A 21,884-nucleotide genomic window follows, 5' to 3' on the forward strand; every position below is an offset into this window, starting at 1 on the left:
GGTTCAGAATTTTTTAATTCCGAACCCCTTTTGTCTACAAACTGAAAGCCTCCCTGGAAATGGGAGGCTTTTTCTATGACTAATTATTCCCTGTAATGGGCTGGTCAACTCCATTGATATCAAGGACATTGCTTCCATTCAGGCCATTGGCCGTGAAAGTGATTGCAGCTGTGTTCCCTGAGCCGGATCCGAAAACCGTTTTGGAGGAAGACTTAGGGGAAATGACGGCGCAATCACCGAATAACAGGTTTCCTTGCGCGACATTAAATACTTGAACCGGGCCGATAATGGCAGGCATATGAACCCCTCCTTTAAAAGTTTAAGTGTTGTTGGTGGAATCCTCGATTGGCGTCTCTTCAGGTTTTTTAGGAACCTCCCGAATATGTTTCACTCTTGACTCCATACGTGCATGGCCTACGTTCCCCACACCCACCACAGATGAGGAAGATATCCCGATTATATTGATATTGCCGACCCGTATGAAGGGATTCGGATTTGAAAAACTTGATATGACTGGTTCATTCAATCTTGGGATATAAAATGGTTTCATAAAGATGTCATAGTCTGCGAAATGAATATCGACTGAGTGGAAAGTTTCACTTTTCTTTTGAACGGCTAAAGCCAGGGAATTCCCGTCAATATATGAGGTATCCCCGATTTGCATGGCGGAGCTGAACGATACCGTGTCCGATACTATAGATTTTACTTTTGATATTCTTGAAAACATATTTTTTATCCTTCTGGAGAAAGCGGCACGAATGGACCTATGATAAGGGATTCCGGCGGGGTATCGAATGCTGAGGATAGTTGGACCGTTTGTACATCCCCTATGAGAAATAAAGCAGAGCTTGCTACACCGGTAATTTTAATATCTCCTACACAAAGCTGGTGATTGGTTACATTAAACTCCATTTGGATTTCCTCCTGTCTCGGCTTGTGAATGGGTAATGAATTGGAATAATGCAGTTTGAATATCGGATTTCACCTTCTCCCTGATCTTTTCCTTGACATTATCCCGTTGCTGCGGTGCACGTTCCGCGTAAGAAAGATTATCGAAATACATATTGATGCGTTGATGAAGCTGGCGTTCGACGTCCTGTTTAATGAAGTCATGATAAGATGCTTCCAAGGATATTTTCAGCTGGGTTTCCGCATCGTGAATCATATTTTCCAAGTCTGAAAGTATATCATTGTGAATTTCCTGGACGACGATTTCCCTTCCTGGAAATAGGTTAGGTGCAGGTTGAACGGGTTGGTTGTTGACGGCAAATTCATCAATGTTGTTAAGGTCAGTTGGATTTAAACCGATATTCAATGTTCCATCTAAAGATTCGACTTTTAACTGATCGAATTTATATTCAATTTTATCTACATGGATTGGCGGTTTATTTTTCAGCTCGGCAATTTCATCTGTCAGGCGTTTGAGTTCGTGTTCAAGTTTCATGATCCGTTTATCCTGGGCTTCAAGAAAACGCTGCATTTGTATGGAATATGAATAGAGATCCTGATTCACGATTCAACACCCACCTTCACAATAAGTTGATTTCATATAAGACAGTATATGAAAAAGTAGGATGTAGGTGAATGCCTATGAACTAGGAGGGCGTAAATGGGACGAAACTGGCTAATGGGGTTACATCGGCTTCAATTTCGGGAGCAGGCTCAGTGAATCCACCGGTATTGGCCAATGTGGAATATGGTTTAATCACCCCTGCACTACCTATTTGAAAAACGGATGAATTGGCGATGCTTTCAATTTTTATCATATTAATTTGTATGGTCTGGTGAATATTGAAGATCATGCTGACTCCTTTCTTAAAACATTAGAGATTTAGGACCAGTGGCTGATCAACACCATCAGTATCATTTGTATTCGTGGTGCTATAGGCATTATAAAGGGATATGGATTCACCCGTATTAAACGAGCCAGCACCTGCAAACGTTTTTGAGGTGGAATAGGGACTAATTTTAAAGACGTCACCAATATGGACAATTCCACTGCTACCGACGTTGATGACTTGAACGATTCCTACGATGGCCGGCAAGAAAATCACCCTTTTTTTATTCTGGTTTTCCCCTGAATTTAAGGCCATGAGCCTATCACTGAAGGGAGTTTCAATGTATTGTATGTTGACTCATGATTGATGTGATTCATCTGCCTATTAATATATTGTTATATAACAACGGCTGATTTTATTGGAATGTTGTAAACAGATATGGTAATATAATGCTAATTCAGAATTTTCAAATAAAACTAGAGGTGAGGAAATGAATGTACCATTAGTATTATCGCATTTCTTAGATCGAGCAGCCTTACTATATGGCGATAAGAAAGCCATCATTGGAGATGACAAGGTATTAACCTACGCAGAATTGAACGGCCGTGTAAACCAGCTTTCAAATGGTTTAAGGGATCTCGGTGTCAAAAAGGGTGACAAGGTGGCATATTTGGCACCTAACTCAATTGAAATGCTTGAAGGCTTTTATGGGGTATTTCAAATTGGGGCAGTAATCGTTCCCTTGAATATCCGTTTGAAGCCTGCAGATTATGTTTTCATTTTGAACCATAGCGAGTCCAAGGTCCTTTTCGTAGATCAGGAATTGTATCATCTTATTTCCCCTGTCAAGGACGAACTTGAATCGGTGGAGCACATAATCGTTCATTATAAAGATGAAGAGATAAATGAAACCGATTACAACCATTGGCTGGAACGTTATGATAACAAGTGCTTTAACCGGGAGTCAGTGGATGAAAATGATGTTTCGAGCCTTCTTTATACTAGCGGGACCACAGGAAATCCCAAAGGGGTGATGCTGACTCACCGCAACAACTATTTACATGCCCTGGGTGCGATGCATCATTTCAGGGTCAATGACCGCGATACATATTTGCACGTACTGCCGATGTTCCACGTGAATGGGTGGGGGGCGCCATTTTATTATACGGCAAATGGTGCCACTCAAGTTTGTTTGAGGAAAACCAGCCCAGAAATGATATTTGATACACTGCAAAAGCATAAGGTTTCCATCATGCATATGGCACCGACGGTTCTGAATTCACTGTTCCAATATTATGAACGGAATGTTCCGAAAATCGAGCAGGATATCCGAATCGTTGTTGCGGGTTCCGCTCCGCCTCCTGCATTCGTTACAAGGGTGGAAAAAGAGTTAGGCTGGGAATTCATTCAAATTTACGGAATGACTGAATCAACACCGGTCAGTCTGATATCGCTGATTCGTTCTGAATTCGATGATCTTCCGGAAAAAGAAAAATACAGGATGAAGGCGAAAGCCGGATATCCCATCATAGGCAGTGAGGTAAAGGTTATCCATGACAATGGTGAGGAAGTTGCCCAAGATGGCGTGGATATCGGCGAGCTTATCGTCCGCAGCCATGGAGTGATGTTAGGTTATTGGAAAAATGAAGAAGCGACCAGCCAGACACTGATAAATGGATGGCTGCATACAGGGGATATGGCCACAATCGATGAAAACGGGAATGTGGATATCGTTGACCGCAAAAAGGATATAATCATTAGTGGCGGAGAAAATATCTCTTCCATAGAAGTGGAAGGAATACTCTACGAACATCCGGACATTCTTGAAGCGGCAGTCATTGCCGTTCCGCATGAAAAGTGGGGAGAGACACCGCATGCATTCATTGTGCCAAAAATGGGCGTGGAATTAACGGAGGATGATATAAAGGCCTTCACACGGGAAAAATTAGCTCATTTCAAATCAGTTACCAGTGTGTCGTTCGTCGATGAGCTTCCAAAAACGGCATCGGGGAAAATACAAAAAATCCATCTTCGTAATGATTATTGGGAATCTAAGGGGAAAACAGGCAGATTCGTTAATTGAAGCTCGCTAACGCTGTTCAGAAATGATCAGCGTTTTTTTCTGTTGCCGTTTAAAACGGTTTCCTGAGGTGGACACTGATATGTTTCCATTCGTAAATAGCCGAAGTAACTCATGCCATTGTTGGATAAGGGAAGGTCATTCAGGAACATTGGAATTTGTTTCAATAAAAAGCTTCCTGTTTAAAGATAAAGTGTTACTATTATTAAATATTTCAAATTATTATAATTTTTCTTTTTTCATTATGTTGATTTTAACAGTTTTGGATTGTGGGGGAGAGCATTGAAACATATTCATTATAGCTGGGTTATTTTAATCATAACATTCTTCTCGATTATTGTAGCCGGTATCGTTAGGTCATCATCGGGAGTATTCATCGTACCATTTGAAAATGAGTTCGGGTGGGACCGGTCCGTAATTTCTTTAGCCTTTGCCATAAGTCTTTTTCTTTATGGATTATCGGGTCCATTCATGGCCGCCCTAATTGAAGTGCTTGGATTGAAGAAAATGATGGTAGCGGCCATGTCCACTTTATTGGCAGGGATTCTCCTCACTTTTTTCATGCAGCATGAGTGGCAGCTCATTTTAATTTGGGGAATTATCATTGGATTGGGTTCTGGAGTGTTTTTAACTGTATTGAGCCCATATGTGGCAAATCGTTGGTTCGAGAAGAGGCGGGGGCTGGCGGTCGGGATACTTACGGCAAGTACGGCCACGGGCCAGCTCATTTTACTTCCGGTTTTAGCCATCATCATTGAGAGTTATTCGTGGAGATGGGCGATTGGATTAATCTTGATCCTTAGCTTGATCATGCTGGCAATCATCCTTTTATTCATGAAAAACAATCCGAAGGAAGTGGGCACTCTTCCGTATGGATTGGAAGAGGAAAAGCAGGAGGCTGTTACAGTCCAAAATAAGAACCCCATCGTCATGGCTTTTCAGTCGTTGATTGAAGCAGTGAAAGTGAAGGAATTCTGGTTATTGGCAGGTAGCTTTTTTATATGCGGACTTTCAACGAGCGGGTTGATCGGGACACATTTCATTTCTTACTGCATTAGTTTTGGTTTACCGGTTGTGACGGCAGCATCACTGCTATCTTTCATGGGAATCTTTGATTTGATTGGTACGACTGTATCCGGATGGCTATCAGATCGTTTTGATAACCGTTGGCTGCTGTTTTGGTATTACGCTCTAAGGGGTGCTTCCCTCGTATTACTTCCTTTTGCATTAAATGAAGGTTCTATCGGTCTATTGATTATCTTTTCCGTTTTCTATGGCTTGGATTGGATAGCGACCGTTCCTCCGACCATAAGCATTTCAAGGCAAGTATTTGGCTTGGAGAAAAGCGGGATCGTATACGGGTGGATATTCGCGGCCCATCAGGTGGGTGCAGCAGTGGCGGCGTACGGTGGGGGGCTTATCTTCAAAATATTCAACTCCTATACATGGGCATTCTTCCTTGCTGGAATCTTTTGCTTATTGGGCAGCTTGTTTGTCATACTGATAAAAAAGCAAAAAGCGGTCACGAAAGTTAAAGGTGATGTAATGGAGATATAGAAAAGATGTTAAATCTGTATGAATGAAAGAGGGTGTACCTATGAAGGGCGCGATGGTACCATTGCAGGAAAGTAAACGGATCGTAAGCATCGATATTTTACGTGGATTAGCCATTTTAGGGATTTTTTTAGTGAATATGCCTTCTTTCCACTCCCCGCTCTTGTACATAGATGGTGCAAAGCGGTGGGCAGGAGGATGGGATGGGATTTTGTATAGATTCAGTGATATAGTCGCACAGGCCAGCTTTTATCCGTTATTTGCCTTTCTGTTCGGTTTCGGGGCAATCATTTTGGCAGTAAGGAGTGAAGAAAAGGGTATATCATTTCCGTTACTATATATGAAAAGGCTAAGTTTCCTGCTGATACTTGGCTGCATTCATGCTTTCTTCATCTGGCATGGGGACATCCTCATTAATTATGCTGTATTTGGGTTTGCACTTTTGTTTTTTTATAAGATGAAGGGCCGGAATTTAATTCTGATTGGCTCGGTTTGTTATGTCCTGCCTTTTGCGATATTGGGTTCTCTATTTCTTATAATGGGCATTTTTGATAGTGAAGGGATGGCGATCACGACTGATTCGGCGATGATGAAACAGTCTTTGGAAGTTTATCAATCTGGTACATTTACGGAACTGATGAGTCAAAGGGCGTTGGATTGGTATATGGTGAACAACCCTTTTAATGCCATTATCCTTTTTTTATCGATTTTTCCGTTTTTTTTAATGGGAGCAGGCGTGGCAAAACAGGGCTTTCTCCAAAATCCAACCCAATATAAACGACAATTGAAAGCGATATCGATCGTAAGCTTGCTATTGGGCATGTCAATTAAGATGCTGCCATATGTGACGGTATACCATTTTGGAACGATATTCGTCCAGGATTATTTGGGAGGACCGTTACTTACGATTTTTTATATCACGGCAATCACGATTTTGGCGGAACGGGCAGGGGCTTCCCGCCTGTTACATCCGCTTTCGTATATCGGAAGGATGTCGATGAGCAATTACTTGTTCCAATCGATGGTATGTACGGGCATTTTTTATTCATATGGCCTTGGTTTATATGGATCAGTCTCATATACGACAGGATTTGTTTTTCTAATAGCCCTGTTTTGCCTGCAAATCCTGCTTTCCTTATTGTGGATGGGCCTGTATAAATACGGACCGGTTGAATATATATGGCGTTTTTTTACGTATGGTAAAAAGCCGGTCATGCGCAGGTAGGGACCAGTTAAGAAGAAATGTAAATGATGTTCATTAAATTGTTGGTTTTACCCATTCAGGTGGATACTTAGTTTTGTTTTTTTGTAAAAGCCTATGATATGATGAAATGGAAACTGAACGAGGGGGCAAAAAAATGACACATATGCATATTACAGCTTGGGTTATCGGAATCATTCTTTTCTTTGTCACATATTCGATGCTTAAAGGTGCAAACCCGAAAGCGAAAATGCTACATATGATAACACGGTTGTTCTATCTATTGATTTTCCTTACTGGCGGCATGCTGATCACTGATTTTGGTGCCTATGCAGTAAAAATGATTGTTGGTATCATCGTGATTGCGGCGATGGAAATGGTGCTGGTCCGTACGAAAAAAAGAAAAAGCACAGGTGCCATGTGGATATTGTTCATCGTAGCGCTTGTATTCGTCCTTTATTTAGGACTTTCACTGCCACAAGGAATGGACTTTTTTTAATACAGAATTAAAGACGGGTAAATGAGGAAATCTCATTTACCCGTTTTCTTTTACCCGTTATTGTGAATTCACTTTCTCAATGACGATCCTTTTTCCGGTGTTCAGGGTGAATTCAAAACGATCATGATCCTTTTTCCCGTATGAAAAATGGTGCTGAACGAGACAAATTTGACTCTCGTTATCAAAGGTGAAGAAATTCACGCCGGACTGGTTTGGGACGGCCCTTAAAAAAGTGAGCTGGTTATAGCTATATATACAATCATAAATAGAAAAATCAAGTGAATTCAATGTTGTTACAAATTGGAAAAAGGAATCATCGTTCAATTCTTCCAATAAACGTTCAAAAGAGTAGAGCAGTTTTTTGCGTATCCGAATGGGCTCATTTTCCCTTAAGAAGGTGATTTCCCGATGAAGCAGGATCTTTCCCTCTTCTTCAATTACTCCTTGCTGCCAGCGCCCACCCCTGTACACTTCGATGATGCTGTCAACGTGGTCTTCTATGGAGCAGGCCTCATCTGTTTCATCATCGAAAAAAATCCATTGTTGATTGATATTTTCCACTGTTCCTTCGGTAAAAGCTCTTGTTTGCCTATTCATTAACTTAGTTCGTTGTTGCTGACTCATACATATACCTCCAATAGTGGAATCCTCACCTACTTTTTAGTCAAAATCCAATGAAAATATAACTGTATATTTTAAAATATTATGGACAAATAACCATCTTTCCGTCTTTGCATAGGCTATGTTTAACACGGGATGCTTTGCTCAACAATTCATTAACGACGCCGGGCGTTGTTGGCAGGTGGCCCTACGGAATGATGCTGAGCGATACTTAGGGACTGTAAATCTTTTTAAGACAGGGAGCCAATATATTTTTGATAGTCCGGATAGAAAGGATGAAGTGTAAAATGTGTGGGATAACAGGCTGGGTGCATTTTCAAAAAGATTTACGGACAAAAACGAAAACGCTGGAAAACATGACAAAAACGTTGGCAAAGCGGGGGCCTGACGAAGATAATGTTTGGAGCGAAGCCCATGTTGCCTTTGGTCATAAACGGTTAACGGTTGTCGATGCGGAAGGCGGAAAACAGCCGATGACGAAAAATCAAGAAAACGGCAGATATACGCTTTGTTATAATGGTGAGCTATATAACACCGAGGATATTCGTAAACAGCTATTATTAAAAGGATATTCCTTTAACGGTCATTCTGATACAGAAGTTTTGCTAACTTCTTATATAGAATGGAAAGAAAAATGCATTGACTTGTTCAATGGGATTTTTGCGTTTGCGATTTGGGATGAAAAGGAACAGAAATTATTCGTCGGAAGAGATCGCATGGGGGTAAAACCATTCTTTTATGCGGAAAGGGACGGCGGGTTCATTTTCGGATCGGAGCTGAAGGCGATTCTGGCCCATCCGGATGTTAAAACGGAGATTGACCGCGAAGGGTTGTCTGAAGTTTTTGGTGTTGGTCCATCCCGGAAGCCAGGTTCAGGCGTATTTCATAATATCCAGGAATTAAGGCCTGCCCATGCGCTTACTTTATCAAGGAAAGGCCTCCGGATTTGGAGATATTGGAATGTGAAAAGCGAAGAACATCGGGATACTCTTGATGAGACGGCCGAGAAGGTTCGCTTCCTTGTCGAAGATGCAGTGACGCGGCAACTTGTATCCGATGTTCCGCTTTGTACCTTCTTATCAGGAGGGCTTGACTCAAGCGCAATTACGGCCATTGCTGCAAATGCCTATCAAAAAGAAGGGAAAGGCCAGCTTCATACGTATTCCATTGATTATGAGGATAATGAGCGTTATTTCAAGGCAAATGATTTTCAGCCAAACTCCGATGGGTATTGGATTAAAAAGATGTCGGATCGTTTTAACACGGTTCACCATTCATCGGTCATCTCTCAAGAGCAGTTGACAAATTATTTAACGGAAGCTGTCCTTGTAAGGGACCTCCCAGGCATGGCGGATGTCGATTCTTCTTTACTTTGGTTTTGTAAGGAAATCAAGCGGGATTTTGTCGTAGGCCTCTCCGGCGAATGTGCGGACGAAATTTTTGGAGGTTATCCTTGGTTTCACCGTGAGGATGATTTGAATCGTGCTGGTTTTCCATGGATGAGATCTACGGATGAGCGGGTATCTTTATTGAAAACGGGATGGCGCGAGAAATTGAAGCTGGAGGAATATGCCCAGGAAGCTTATTTGGCCACCCTTGCCGAAACGCCTAAATTGGAAGGGGAAAGCGGTATAGCGGCAAAACGGAGAGAGCTTTTCTATGTGAATTTATTATGGTTCATGACGACGCTCCTTGACCGGAAGGACCGAATGAGTATGGGGGCAAGTCTAGAGGTGCGCGTGCCATTTGCCGATCATCGCCTTGTTGAATATGCATGGAACATTCCTTGGGAAATGAAAATGGAAGGCAACCGTGAAAAGGGTATTCTTAGGAAGGCTTTGGAGGGGCTATTACCGGATGAAGTATTGTATCGTAAAAAAAGTCCATATCCAAAAACCCATAACCCTATATATACAGACCGTGTGCAGGCGTGGTTGAAAGACTTACTGACGGATAAAAATTCGATCCTGCATGAATTTTTCGATAAACAGAAGCTAACCGATATAGTAGAGTCAAAGGGTGCGGCTTTTAAAGTGCCATGGTTCGGCCAATTGATGTCAGGGCCACAATTGCTCGCGCATTTGGCACAGACCCATGTATGGTTCAAAGAATATGATATCCAAATAATCGAGTGAAAAAACGGGGCGGATGTTTATCAACGCCCCGTTTTCATTTGCCTCAATGATTGATTGCGAGAATTTTATATTGATAACCACCCAATTCAAATTTGCCAACTTGTGTGGTTTCCTTCGTTCTTAAATCCATTAGTGTACGTCCTTTCAAATCAACAGGAAGGGTAAAGGATTGCTTGACATCGGTCGGATTGATGAGGATCACGACAGATCGTTTTTCATTATACTTTTGGTAGGCCACGATATTTTCGTTTCCAGCTGTATCAAGGAATTTGAACTCCCCGTCATTGGCAAGTAACCGTTCTTCTTTTCGCAAGTGGATCAATGCCTTAATTTCATTGAGTAGCTCGGTGTTTTGTTTTTCTTCTTCCCAGACCATGCATTTTCGGCATCCTGGATCCATGCCGCCGGTTAAGCCGATTTCATCTCCATAATAAATACAAGGGCTGCCATTGAATGTCAGCAGGATTGCGTGAATGAGCTTGGCTCTTGCTAGATCTTCCCCGCAATCCGTGAAAATCCGCGGTGTATCATGGCTTCCAAGAAGGTTGAATGTCACGTCAAAAACATTGGTTGGATAACTGTGATAGATGGCTGTCATTTCTTCAGTGAACTCGCGTGCATTGATGGTTTGTGAGGCGACCAGGCGAAAGACCTGGTTGGTGAAAGGGTAATTCATGACGGCATCGAACTGATCGCCGCGAAGCCATGGCATGGAGTCATGCCAAATTTCCCCAAGAATATAAAGGTCAGGCTTTATATTTTTCACCGTTGTTCGAAATTCACGCCAGAATGGCTGATCGACTTCATTTGCCACATCGAGCCGCCAGGCGTCTATATCGAACTCCTTGATCCAATAGGCCGAGACTTCGAGCAGATACTCTTTCACCTCCGGATTTGCCGTATTCAATTTTGGCATCGATTCAAAAAAACCGAATGTTTCATAATTGGGCCTTTCCCCTCCCTTAAGAGGGAAGCTGTGTGGGTGGAACCAATCCTTATATTTCGATTTCTCCCCTTTTTCGAGTAAATCCTGGAAAGGGGGGAAATAGTAGCCGCTATGGTTAAAAACAGCATCCAGCATGACCCTTATATTCCGTCTATGGCATTCGGCTATTAGTGTTTTCAATGTTTCCTTCGTTCCGAATTGCGGATCGATACTCCGATAATCAATCGTATCGTATTTATGATTGGAGTAGGCATGGAAGATAGGCGTGAAATAAATTCCGTTGATGCCGAGATTCTCCAGGTAATCCAAATGTTCAAGGATTCCTTCGAAGTCCCCGCCAAAAAAATTATCCACCGCCGGTTCTTCACTTCCCCATGGTTTCACACCTTCGGGGTCGTTGGCGGGGTTTCCGTTCGCAAATCGTTCAGGGAAAATTTGGTACCAAATTGTATCTTTGACCCAATCCGGTGCCCCGAAAACTTCATTTTGATGGAGATAGGGAATCGCGAAATAGCATCCGGGATCTCGGGGAGGCTCTTTGAAGAAGCCCTTTTCCGTGTAAATGGAGCATTCATTTTCTGACGATACCTTGAACCCATATCGAATTCTTCGGTAGGGAGGCTTCACATAGATATGCCAATAATCATAACGGGTATCGCTGCCCGACAGACTCATGGGAAGTTCCTCGTACTGCCATTGACCATTATTTGAAATGTAAGGATCCCCAAAAATCAATCCAACTGAGGAGATATCTTGTTTTTTCGTACGTAGGCGGATATGTAGGGTTTCAGTGTTGATTGGATAGCCGTAATTGTCATTAGGTCTATGGTGTATGGATGAAAATTCCATGAAAACCACTCCGATTCTATAAGTTTTGGGGCTGTGAAAAAGGAAACTTCCGGCTGTCACGAGGAGGGTCTCTATGAAGTGGTACTAAGCCAGGTTAAGTGCTTTTTCATTATGGTTATATACCCAATTTCAATTGAAAGAAGCACTTATTAACTAAAAAATAACAAAAATTGTTCATCACTACAAGGAAATAAATACGCCAAGGAAAATGTTGTAAAAATCAAAGCCGTTCATATAATGATAACAATAGCTTTGGCATCGCTTTCATCAATTGGCTTTATTTGAAGTACTGAACTGAAAAACAGTATTATTTGGTGCTTTTGGACATGATAGAATAAACATTGCAAAAAGGAGAATGAAAGTGAAGAAGCTGATTTTTCATTTGTTCATGTCCATATTATTGATTGTTAGTGTAAGTGCTTGCGGATCCAGTTCAGATTTAGAAAATAAAAATAAAGCAGTGAAAGAAGATAAGAAAAAAGAAGACGAAGCCAGCAATGAAGCGAAGCCGGAAAAATTGATCATTTGGGAGGAAGAAGGTAAAGCGGAGGCCCTAAAGCCGGTGATTGAAGCCTTTGAAAAAGAATATGGAATCAAAGTTGAGCATGAAGAGCTTGAAATGGCTACCGGGATGTATGAACGACTTCGTCGAGATGGGCCAATCGGAAATGGAAAGGCACCGGATGTCGTAACTTTTTCCCATGAAAAAGTCGGGCAAATCGTGAAGGAAGGCTTAATTCAGGAAGTGAAGGTGAAAGATGAGGTATTGAATGCCTTCATTGAACCTTCAATTAGGGGGGAGATGTATCAAGATAAGGTTTTTGGATTGCCAAAGTCCGTAACCACCTCCGTCTTCATTTATAATAAAAAATTGATGGCTAAGGCTCCTGAGACGATGAATGACCTGTATAAAATGGCGAAGGAATTAAGAAAGCGTAACATGCATGGTTACTATGGCAAGTGGAATGATTTCCATGATTCGTATGGAGTAATGGCTGGAATGGGAGGTTATATATTTAAAGATAAGAATGGAAAGTTAGACCCTTCCGACATTGGTTTGAATAATAAGGGTTCCGTAAAAGGGGCAGCGTACATCCAAAAATGGTATAGGGCGGGTTTGATTCCTAAAGGCGACAAGGCAGGAATCGAGAAGTTGTTTTTACAAGGGAAATTGGCTTCTATCATGAGTGACGGGAACTCATTTACCGAGCGAAAGGATACAGGAATTGCCCCCATGCCAGAATTGCCCAATGGTCAGCCAATGAAAACGTTCATGGAAATCAAAGGCTGGCATGTAACAGCATTCACAAAACACCCTTATTGGTCTACGAAGTTAGTTGAATATTTGACTAATGATGATAATGCAATGAAGCGTTTTGATTTAACAGGGGAATTTCCACCTAATAAATCAATTAAACACAGTGCCGCAATCAAAGAAAATGAAAGGGCACAAGCCTTAAGCATACAATTACAATACGCTGAACCAGTGCCGAATATTCCGGAAATGAATAAAGTATGGGGACCGATGAATTCAGCCATGGATGAAATGACCACTCAAAAAGCAAAACCAAAAAGGGCTTTGGATAAAGCGGTCAAGAAGATAAAAAAAGAGCGTTAACCGTGTTTGGCTCTTTTCCAATTCAGTAACCATAACCAGTATCCCCAGTTTGTCCCTTAAGTGTAAAGTTTTTTATAAATTGGATTTGACGTTAAGGGGTCAAAAGGCTAATCTTAAAGGCGTAAAGAGATAGCTAGGAGGAGAACGGATATGAGAAAAAGAGTGTTATCACTCGCTTTAATTCCGTTGCTTCTTTTTTACGCCATTCCAGTAGGAGCAGCTGAAAAAGAACAACGAACTTGGAAGGATGAAATCGTATATTCATTATTGGTCGACAGATTTTTCGATGGGGATACCCAAAATAATGGAGATGCGAACGTGAATGACCCTTCCACGTTTAATGGTGGGGATTTCGAAGGTGTCACGAAGAAACTGAATTATTTAAAAGATATGGGTTATACCGCTATCATCCTTTCACCGATTTTCGCTAATGATGCAAATGGCTATCATGGCGATTGGGTGGCCGATTTTTATAAAACGGATAAACACTATGGGACAATGGAAGAGTTTAAAAAACTCGTGAATGAGGCACATAAACGCGATATGAAGGTGATCATTGATTTTCAAGCAAATAATGTGGGCCCTGACTCCGCGTGGCTGAACGATCCAAAAAAACAAGAATGGTTCCATGAAGAAAAAAAGATTTCCAAGGATGGTAGCCAAACGGATTTGGAAACAGGGTGGGTTGATGGTCTTCCCGATTTGAATCAAGATAATGAGGAAACAAGGAAATATTTACTTGATGCTGCCAAATGGTGGATAACGGAAACCGATATTGATGGATACCGTATAAATAAAGTCCAATACGTAGCAAAAGATTTTTGGAAGGAATTTGTGGATGAAGTCAAATCTGAAAAATCAAATTTCTATACAATCGGCGATGTTCAAGGTGATGCGAAATTGATCTCAAGCTACAAGGAGACGGGTATCGATGCTTTTATGGCTTATCCGCAGAATGCTGAGCTACGTGAAGCATTTGCTGCGCCCGATAAGGAATTGAAACCTGTTTTTAATGCGTTTGCGAAAAGCGAAGATGAATTAGGGGGCAATGCCCATCAGGCTTTGTTCATGGATACAGAGGGAATGCCCCGGTTTACAAAGGATGCAGCCGACCATAACGAAAATCCAGGTTCCAGATGGAGAATGGCCCTGTCGTATCTATATACGATGCCAGGGGTGCCAATCGTATTTTATGGATCGGAAATTGCCTTGAACGGCGATATTGCCCCGGATAATCATAAGTTGATGAATTTTAAGACAGAACAGGAATTGGTGGAATATATAACAAAGCTTTCTGACCTCAGAGACATGTACCCGGCATTGAAAAAAGGGGATATGGAGCTTTTATATGAAGAAGGTGGAGCTTCGGTATTCAAGCGTGTATATGGTGAAGAAACGATTGTCGTCGCCATGAACAATACGACTGAAACTCAAACGATAAACCTTACTGATAAGGAACTTGAAAGCAATAAAGAGTTGAGAGGTATGCTGAATGGGGATCTGGTCCGCAGTAAGGACAACAGCTACTCTATCGTAATCGACAGGGAGACGACAGAAGTCTATACGCTGTCACCTAAGTCGATTATTAATATTCCTTACCTGTTAGTCATAGGATTGGTTCTTCTCATTTTTGGTATATTCATTGCTTTGGTTATTAAACGTTCAAAACGGAATCAACCAAAATAATCATATACCTCTCGATTGTCGGTAGCCGCCAAACATTGTCCCTAAGGCTTTGTGGAAAACAGGATCGGGAGGTTACAGCATGAATAAGACCTGGTGGAAAGAAGCGGTTTGCTATCAAATTTACCCGCGCAGTTTCATGGATAGTAATGGTGATGGAGTCGGAGACATAAAAGGTTTGATTTCAAAGCTCGACTATCTGCAGGAATTAGGGATAGATGTCATTTGGATTTGTCCTTTTTATAAATCGCCCAATGCGGATAATGGCTATGATATTAGTGATTATCAAGCAGTTTCCGATGAATTCGGTTCAATCGAAGATATTGATCTGTTATTGAAAGATGTTCACGGGCGTGGGATGAAGGTGATACTCGACCTTGTTTTGAATCATACAAGTGATGAGCACCCTTGGTTCGTCGAGTCACGTTCTTCCCGCGATAATCCGAAACGGGATTGGTATATTTGGAGGGATGGGCAGGACGGCCGTGAGCCTAATAATTGGGAAAGCATCTTTTCCGGAAGTGCCTGGAAATTCGATGAAAGGACCAATCAATACTATTTACATCTATTTGCCGAAAAGCAGCCAGACTTAAACTGGAAAAACACTGATGTGCGAAAGGCATTATATGAAATGGTCAATTGGTGGCTCGATAAGGGAATCGATGGCTTCCGGATTGATGCGATCACGCATATTCATAAGCGCGAAGGCCTTCCGGATATGCCCAATCCTTATTGGCATCAGTATGTACCTGCGTTTGAAATGCATACCAATCAGGACGGGATTCTGGATTACCTTCAGGAGTTGAAAGAAGAGACTTTCTCTAAGTATGATATCATGACGGTCGGTGAGGCCAATGGCGTCAGGATAGAGCAGGCGGAAGAATGGGTCGGGGAATCGAATGGGAAGTTCAATATGATCTTTCAATTTGAACATCTTGGTCTTTGGAATAGGGGACAGAATCACGCTGTTGATGTTCAAGGGCTAAAGCGAACGATGACCAAATGGCAAAAGGGGCTGAAAAACAAAGGATGGAATGCTTTGTTTTTTGAAAATCATGACCAGCCGAGAAGTGTATCCACCTGGGGAAATGATCATCAATATTGGTTGGAAAGCGCAAAAATGATAGGGGCCCTTTACTTTTTCATGCAAGGGACACCTTTTATTTATCAAGGTCAGGAAATTGGCATGACAAATGTCCAATTTGATTCGATTGATGATTATGATGATGTCGGAATGAAAAACTTTTATAGGATAGAGACCTCGAAAGGTCGACCTCATGATGAGATCATGAACATTATATGGCATAGCGGCCGTGATAATTCACGAACACCGATGCAATGGAATGATCTTGAAAATGGCGGATTCACTCATGGAACCCCTTGGATGAGGGTTAATCCAAATTATCGCGCCATTAATGTAGAACAGCAGAAAAATGACCCGTCATCCATTTATCATTTTTATAAAAAGATGATTGAACTTCGAAAAAAACATCAGGTCCTTGTTTATGGGGAATATGAGTTATTATGGGAAGATCATCCTGAACTTTATATTTATACAAGAAACATGAATGATAATTCAGTTATGGTGGTATGTAACTTTAGTATGAATCACCATCAAATCGACCTTTCTTATTGGGGGGGAATGGAACTTTTGCTTGCTAATTATGAGGATTGTCCTGAGGTGCCCATTATTGATTTACGTCCATATGAAACGAGGATTTATCGTTATTGATTCTATGGACTTGATTGGAAATTAGCCTAAAACCTATGTAGTTAGTCGTCTGACTTCTTAATTTCCAATAGACCTGTCGTTTTTAAAGAAGCTGATTATCCATCAGCTTCTTTTTGAATTTTAATCTTAGATGAAAAAAACGGAAAAGTAAGTATTTTCTGAAAAATTAAATAAACATTAAAAAAAGTATGGATATAACTATTGAACTGAGTGTATTATGAATACATGCAAAATGTATAAATATAAAATGAATATTAGAGAAGTGTTTATTGGTATTCACCTTTTTTAAAATGAAGTCAATAAAGGCTAAGAAAGGAGAGGGGAAATGCATGGCCATCACAATAAAAGATGTGGCACAGCTAGCGAATGTTGCTCCTTCAACAGTTTCTCGAGTGATTGCAAACAATCCTCGGATAAGTGAAAAAACAAAGGTACGGGTACGTAAGGCGATGACTAAATTAGGATACCATCCAAACTTCATTGCACGTAGTCTTGCCAATCAATCGACCAGGATCATTGGCTTGGTAATGCCAAGTTCGTCAAATGATTATTATCAAAATCCCTTTTTTCCTACGATCCTCCAGGGTCTAAGTGAGGGAGCTCAGGAAAACCATTATTCCCTGTTGTTAAGCACGGGAAAAACAGAAGATGAAATCTACGAAGGAGTAGTGAATATGGTGCAGGGGGGGATGGTGGATGGAATAATCCTGATGTATTCAAGGATGAACGATCACATTCTGACCTATTTGAGGGAAAGGGATTTTCCATTTGTGATCATTGGGAAACCCTATGATTACATCGAGGAGATAACATATGTTGATAACGATAATGTCTTGGCTGCCGAACAGGCAACGGATTACCTCATAAAGCTAGGACATGAAAGGGTTGGATTCATCGGAGGTGATGAATCCCTTATGATGACCATTGATCGCTTATCAGGATATGAACGGGCATTGGAGAGGGCTGGAATCGATCGAAGGATGGAATATACCCTGCATGAAGATTTTTTGCATGAAGGGGGACAAGCCGCTGCAAAAAGGTTACTATCCATCGATGAACCACCTACCGCTTTGGTGGTCAGTGATGATCTCATGGCACTTGGCATCGTGCATTCACTTCGCGAAATGGGCGTGCGCACTCCTGAAGAAATGTCAATCGTCAGCTTCAATAACGTTCTTTTCTCTGAACTGTCATTACCAGCCCTGACCTCCGTAGATATTAATATTTTTGATTTGGGATATCAGGCCGCTAAGGGCATCATTCATATGCTGCAGACTGGAGATGCTCCTGCCGGGACCATCATTCCACATCATTTCGTGGAAAGGCATTCCTGCAGATCGATCAAGCAAGGTGCAATGGCCATGACTTATTGAACGAGAAGGCATTGCGTAAAAGCAATGCCTTTTTTTATCTAGAAATGTACGCTGAAACTTTTGAATGCATGTATACCCGTTCCGTGTCTGACCAAATGATTCTCTTTAAGATATTGAATGGCTGCAAGGACTTCTTCAAGGATCTTTGGTTCGAGGCCTAGTTGGTTGTGTCCGCCATAGATTTTGGAGACTGCCTTGATCTTTGCGATTTTTTCTAACGAATTAACAAGGTCTTCAGGGCTTGTCGAGGGATAAAATGCATAAACGGGAGTATCTGAATAAAGCAGGTCGCCAGTAAATAAATAACCTGTTTTATCATCCAAAATTGAAATGTGGCCAGGCGAATGACCAGGTGTACGATAAATGCTTAAACTTCGGTTCCCGAGATCAATCGTGTCCCCATCCGATAAGAGCCTATCGGGGTACCCCTGGTATGGCTTGTATGTATCAGGATTGAATGAATCGGGTATGGGTAATGTGATATCCCGGGCCATGTTCTTTCTTATTTGTTCCAAGGGCAAACCTTCAATGCCGTTAATCAGCCAATTGGCATCATCACCATGAACATAAATCGTTTCATAATCAACGTGACCGCCAATATGATCCGCATGAACGTGTGTGGTCAGGACGATGATCGGAAGATCGGTAAGCTGGTCTGTAATCCGCTTAATCGAATCGATGCCTAATCCTGTGTCGATTAACGCAGCCCGGGTCTCACCAAGTAATAAAAAGGAATGAACTTTCTCCCAATGACCATATTCACTGATTGCAAACGTTTTTGAGTCCAATCCCTGAACGGTGAACCATGGATCTACAATATTTTTCAAAAATTACTCCACTCCTTCCCAGTCATATATTCCGCGTTAACCGGAAATATCCTGCCTGAAATAATAAAAGCAGTGGATTTCAATTTATGAAATCCACTGCTTTTGGAAAAAAGGTGAGGCCTTATCCGTTAACAACGGTCCCGCCGTTTACATGGATGACTTGTCCGCTGACATAGGATGAATCATCACTTGCCAAATATACATAGGCTGGTGCCAATTCCTCAGGCTGACCTGCACGGCCCATTGGAGTATCCTGTCCGAATTTGGCAACATCCTCCTCGCCGAATGAGGCAGGAATCAACGGTGTCCAGATCGGTCCAGGCGCAACACCATTAACTCGGATGCCATCTTTTGAAATGGAGTTCGACAGGGCTCTTGTAAATGCAAGTATTGCACCTTTAGTTGAAGAGTAATCGATTAGTTTTGGGTTGCCCTGATAGGCTGTGATAGAGGTTGTATTAATGATGCTGCTTCCTTTTTTAAGGTGCTTCAATGCAGCTTTAGTTAAGTGGAACATCGAGAAAATATTCGTGCGGAACGTTTTTTCCAATTGTTCAGCTGAAATGTCCAGGATACTTGTCTGCACATGCTGTTCCCCGGCGTTGTTGACTAGAATGTCCAAACCGCCAAATTCATCAACCGTTTTTTTGACGACTTCCTGGCAGAATGCTTCATCACCGATATCACCGGAAATGAGTAAACATTTCTGGCCTTCTTTTTCGATCAATTCTTTTGTCGCTTTGGCATCCTCGTGTTCATCCAGGTATGCAACTGTCACATTCGCTCCTTCTTTAGCGTAGTAAATGGCAACTGATTTTCCGATTCCGCTGTCTCCTCCCGTTATGATTGCCGTTTTACCTTTTAATTTGCCGCTTCCTTTGTAGGCAGCTTTAACTGAATCAGGATTAGGTTCCATTTTTGTTTCCAATCCAGGTTGATGCTGCTGATGTTGAGGTGGAAATCCTTGTTTGTTCTGATTTTGGTTTTGAGTAGTCAAGATATAAACGCCTCCCATTTAATTATCTACGCTTTTTCTATTCCTTCTTTTAGGAAAAAGAAAACATGGAAAAAATACCCATAAAAGTTTTGGTTTATGTTTTAACTGAAGGGAACATGACTAGTCTTTCCATGTTCCATGAAGGCGATTCATAAGAAAAGGGAGGATGAGCGCTGACGGAGGCAGTTGAAACAAATGAAAAAAGACCCACCCAAAGCAGGTGAGGTCTTCATACTTAGCGGTAATTTAAGAATTGTACATCAATGGACAGATCAGCGCCCCGAATCGCGGAAATGATTCCTTGTAAATCATCCCGGTTCTTACCGGTAACCCGGATTTGATCATCCTGGATCTGGCTTTTCACTTTAAGGCCGCTATTTTTAATGATGGTATTGATCTTTTTTGCTTGCTCCTTATCGATGCCTTGAATTAACTTGGCCCGTTGGCGAACGGTCCCGCCAGAAGCTCCTTCCAATTTGCCATAATCCAGGTTCTTGACGGGTACGTCACGTTTTATGAGTTTACTGATGAGAACATCCTTCAGCTGTTCGAGCTTATATTCATCGTCGGATACTAAAACCAAGTCTTCTTTATCAATGGTGATGCTGCTTATGCTCCCTTTAAAATCATAGCGTGTCTGTATTTCCTTCATTGCCATGGTAACTGCATTCGTTACCTCTGAAAAGTCTACTTTCGAAACAATATCAAATGAATTTTCCTTTGCCATCACTTACCTCCAGCAGGGTTTATTTCCTTTATTATAGAGAAAGTATGATAGGAAGACAACTATATAAACGATATTAAAAAAGCGGGGGGACAAGCCCCACGCTTCATTTATGGTCCGTTTTCTTCGAATAGGAGTGCTTACCTGCAGCAAGGTTTTCCTGATATGCGATATTTTTTTCAGCATTTCTCGCTTGGTTATCTTTTGGCCTTTTATTGTCATCGGTTGTTTTGGACATAGTGAAAACTCCCTTCCATTATCTGATCAATATATATTGTTCACAATTATGGAAGGGAGTATGTATGTTTATTATTTCTCAGGGGTATCGTTTAAGAAGAAGAGGGCAATTGTGCCAGGGCCGGCATGCGCACCGATGACGGAGCCAATTGTATGGATCATGAAGTCGGTTGTCCCGAATTCATTTTGGATGGCTTCCTTCCATTCCAGGGCCGTTGCTTCATCGTCCCCATGACTGATGGCAATCGTTTGGGTAGTTAAGTTTTTGCCTCTTTCGTGCATTAATTCGATTACACGTTTGATCAATTTCTTTTTGCCGCGTATCTTTTCAAGCGGAACAAGCTTCCCATCTTCAACATGCAATAACGGTTTAATGTTTAATAAACCGCCAACAAGGGCAGATGTCTTGGAGATGCGGCCGCCACGGGCCAGATATTCAAGGTTGTCTACAGTGAATAGATGCTCCATATGCCGGGTTTGGAATTCTATGGCAGCCAGGATTTCTTCTTTAGTGGCACCGTTTGCTGAAAGATCGGCTGCTTTCTTTACAATTAAACCGACGCCCATGGAAGCGCATTTTGTATTGACGATATCAATGTCAACGTCAGGGTACTCTTCCTTCACCTGATTAAGAATCATGACTGCCGTTTGATATGTTCCTGATAACTCAGAGGAAAAGGCTATATATATCCCTTGTTTTTTCTCCTTGGCAAACTGTGTGAAAAGTTCTATAAAGTATTCTGGAGAAGCTTGCGATGTTTTCGGGGCTTTTCCTTCAAGCATCGCCTGATAGACTTCGTGAGAATTAATGGTAAGTAAATCTTCATAAGTTTCCCCGTCAAGATGGACTTGTAAAGGGATTAATGAAACATTGTTTTCCTTATAGAAAGACAACGGCAAATCACATGCACTATCTGCAAGAATTGTGATAGCCATAATACACCTGCTTTCTTTTTACAATTTTTAGAAAATGAGTGGTCACTCTACTTTTTAGTGTAGCACGTAACGGTAAAAATTCAATCTCTACGTA

Annotated in this window: 22 protein-coding genes; 9 read left to right on the top strand and 13 right to left on the bottom strand. The window is 41.6% G+C overall.

The window, feature by feature from the left end:
• Positions 1–79: 79 nt before the first annotated feature.
• The 6 genes from ADA55_RS19275 to ADA55_RS19300 all read right to left on the bottom strand — a co-directional run bounded on the left by ADA55_RS19275 (position 80) and on the right by ADA55_RS19300 (position 2,045).
• Complete coding sequence (locus tag ADA55_RS19275) at positions 80–298, bottom strand: spore germination protein (protein WP_048686849.1); 219 nt, start codon at positions 296–298, stop codon at positions 80–82.
• Positions 299–319: 21 nt separating this feature from the next.
• Positions 320–727 (bottom strand): spore germination protein GerPE, encoded by a 408-nt coding sequence (locus ADA55_RS19280; protein ID WP_048686851.1) that lies wholly within the window; start codon positions 725–727, stop codon positions 320–322.
• 5 nt (positions 728–732) lie between these two features.
• Positions 733–912, bottom strand: a complete 180-nt coding sequence (locus ADA55_RS19285) for a hypothetical protein (protein ID WP_034314611.1) — start codon at positions 910–912, stop codon at positions 733–735.
• A complete protein-coding gene (gene gerPC, locus ADA55_RS19290; RefSeq protein WP_048686854.1) occupies positions 902–1,513 on the bottom strand; it encodes a spore germination protein GerPC in 612 nt (203 codons plus the stop codon). Before gerPC ends, ADA55_RS19285 begins: the two co-directional genes overlap by 11 nt.
• A gap of 82 nt (positions 1,514–1,595) precedes the next feature.
• A complete protein-coding gene (locus tag ADA55_RS19295; protein WP_034314608.1) occupies positions 1,596–1,802 on the bottom strand; it encodes a spore germination protein GerPB in 207 nt (68 codons plus the stop codon).
• A gap of 21 nt (positions 1,803–1,823) precedes the next feature.
• Positions 1,824–2,045, bottom strand: a complete 222-nt coding sequence (locus tag ADA55_RS19300) for a spore germination protein (RefSeq protein WP_034315507.1) — start codon at positions 2,043–2,045, stop codon at positions 1,824–1,826.
• 223 nt (positions 2,046–2,268) lie between these two features.
• On the opposite strand from ADA55_RS19300, the gene ADA55_RS19305 reads away from it, so the two are divergent.
• The 4 genes from ADA55_RS19305 (at position 2,269) to ADA55_RS19325 (ending at position 7,112) form a co-directional block, all read left to right on the top strand.
• Positions 2,269–3,861, top strand: coding sequence for a long-chain-fatty-acid--CoA ligase (locus tag ADA55_RS19305; protein ID WP_048686856.1), 1,593 nt, complete (start codon positions 2,269–2,271; stop codon positions 3,859–3,861).
• Positions 3,862–4,140: 279 nt separating this feature from the next.
• Positions 4,141–5,415, top strand: a complete 1,275-nt coding sequence (locus tag ADA55_RS19315) for an MFS transporter (protein WP_048686860.1) — start codon at positions 4,141–4,143, stop codon at positions 5,413–5,415.
• Between the two features lie 40 nt (positions 5,416–5,455).
• Positions 5,456–6,637 carry a DUF418 domain-containing protein gene (locus ADA55_RS19320; protein WP_048686862.1) on the top strand — a complete coding sequence of 394 codons (1,182 nt, stop codon included), beginning with the start codon at positions 5,456–5,458 and terminating at the stop codon, positions 6,635–6,637.
• 133 nt (positions 6,638–6,770) lie between these two features.
• Complete coding sequence (locus ADA55_RS19325; RefSeq protein WP_048686864.1) at positions 6,771–7,112, top strand: YisL family protein; 342 nt, start codon at positions 6,771–6,773, stop codon at positions 7,110–7,112.
• A gap of 57 nt (positions 7,113–7,169) precedes the next feature.
• Here the strand turns inward: ADA55_RS19325 and ADA55_RS19330 are convergent, their stop codons facing one another.
• Positions 7,170–7,736 carry a DUF2777 domain-containing protein gene (locus ADA55_RS19330; RefSeq protein ID WP_020018810.1) on the bottom strand — a complete coding sequence of 189 codons (567 nt, stop codon included), beginning with the start codon at positions 7,734–7,736 and terminating at the stop codon, positions 7,170–7,172.
• Positions 7,737–8,020: 284 nt separating this feature from the next.
• Between ADA55_RS19330 and asnB the strand changes: the two genes are divergently transcribed.
• Positions 8,021–9,868, top strand: coding sequence for an asparagine synthase (glutamine-hydrolyzing) (gene asnB, locus ADA55_RS19335; protein WP_048686867.1), 1,848 nt, complete (start codon positions 8,021–8,023; stop codon positions 9,866–9,868).
• A gap of 43 nt (positions 9,869–9,911) precedes the next feature.
• Here the strand turns inward: asnB and ADA55_RS19340 are convergent, their stop codons facing one another.
• Positions 9,912–11,663 (bottom strand): glycoside hydrolase family 13 protein, encoded by a 1,752-nt coding sequence (locus ADA55_RS19340; RefSeq protein ID WP_048686868.1) that lies wholly within the window; start codon positions 11,661–11,663, stop codon positions 9,912–9,914.
• Between the two features lie 355 nt (positions 11,664–12,018).
• Between ADA55_RS19340 and ADA55_RS19345 the strand changes: the two genes are divergently transcribed.
• The 4 genes from ADA55_RS19345 (at position 12,019) to ADA55_RS19360 (ending at position 18,069) form a co-directional block, all read left to right on the top strand.
• On the top strand, positions 12,019–13,281 hold the full coding sequence (locus tag ADA55_RS19345) for an extracellular solute-binding protein (protein WP_207117668.1): 1,263 nt from the start codon (positions 12,019–12,021) through the stop codon (positions 13,279–13,281).
• Between the two features lie 150 nt (positions 13,282–13,431).
• Positions 13,432–14,967: an alpha-amylase family glycosyl hydrolase gene (locus ADA55_RS19350; RefSeq protein ID WP_048686872.1), complete on the top strand. Its 1,536-nt coding sequence runs from the start codon at positions 13,432–13,434 to the stop codon at positions 14,965–14,967.
• 79 nt (positions 14,968–15,046) lie between these two features.
• Positions 15,047–16,696, top strand: a complete 1,650-nt coding sequence (locus ADA55_RS19355; protein ID WP_048686874.1) for a glycoside hydrolase family 13 protein — start codon at positions 15,047–15,049, stop codon at positions 16,694–16,696.
• A gap of 329 nt (positions 16,697–17,025) precedes the next feature.
• On the top strand, positions 17,026–18,069 hold the full coding sequence (locus ADA55_RS19360) for a LacI family DNA-binding transcriptional regulator (RefSeq protein ID WP_034314582.1): 1,044 nt from the start codon (positions 17,026–17,028) through the stop codon (positions 18,067–18,069).
• A 38-nt stretch (positions 18,070–18,107) separates the two neighbouring features.
• Here the strand turns inward: ADA55_RS19360 and ADA55_RS19365 are convergent, their stop codons facing one another.
• The 5 genes from ADA55_RS19365 to ADA55_RS19380 form a co-directional block, all read right to left on the bottom strand.
• Positions 18,108–18,887: an MBL fold metallo-hydrolase gene (locus tag ADA55_RS19365; protein ID WP_082162876.1), complete on the bottom strand. Its 780-nt coding sequence runs from the start codon at positions 18,885–18,887 to the stop codon at positions 18,108–18,110.
• A gap of 130 nt (positions 18,888–19,017) precedes the next feature.
• Positions 19,018–19,893, bottom strand: a complete 876-nt coding sequence (locus ADA55_RS19370; RefSeq protein ID WP_048686877.1) for an SDR family oxidoreductase — start codon at positions 19,891–19,893, stop codon at positions 19,018–19,020.
• 235 nt (positions 19,894–20,128) lie between these two features.
• A complete protein-coding gene (locus tag ADA55_RS19375; protein ID WP_034314577.1) occupies positions 20,129–20,620 on the bottom strand; it encodes a YajQ family cyclic di-GMP-binding protein in 492 nt (163 codons plus the stop codon).
• A gap of 103 nt (positions 20,621–20,723) precedes the next feature.
• Positions 20,724–20,855 (bottom strand): DUF3941 domain-containing protein, encoded by a 132-nt coding sequence (locus ADA55_RS28740; protein ID WP_072272565.1) that lies wholly within the window; start codon positions 20,853–20,855, stop codon positions 20,724–20,726.
• 71 nt (positions 20,856–20,926) lie between these two features.
• Complete coding sequence (locus ADA55_RS19380) at positions 20,927–21,790, bottom strand: DegV family protein (RefSeq protein WP_048686879.1); 864 nt, start codon at positions 21,788–21,790, stop codon at positions 20,927–20,929.
• Positions 21,791–21,884 lie beyond the last annotated feature (94 nt).

The organism is Bacillus sp. 220_BSPC, assembly GCF_001054655.1.
Taxonomy (GTDB): domain Bacteria; phylum Bacillota; class Bacilli; order Bacillales; family DSM-1321; genus Peribacillus; species Peribacillus frigoritolerans.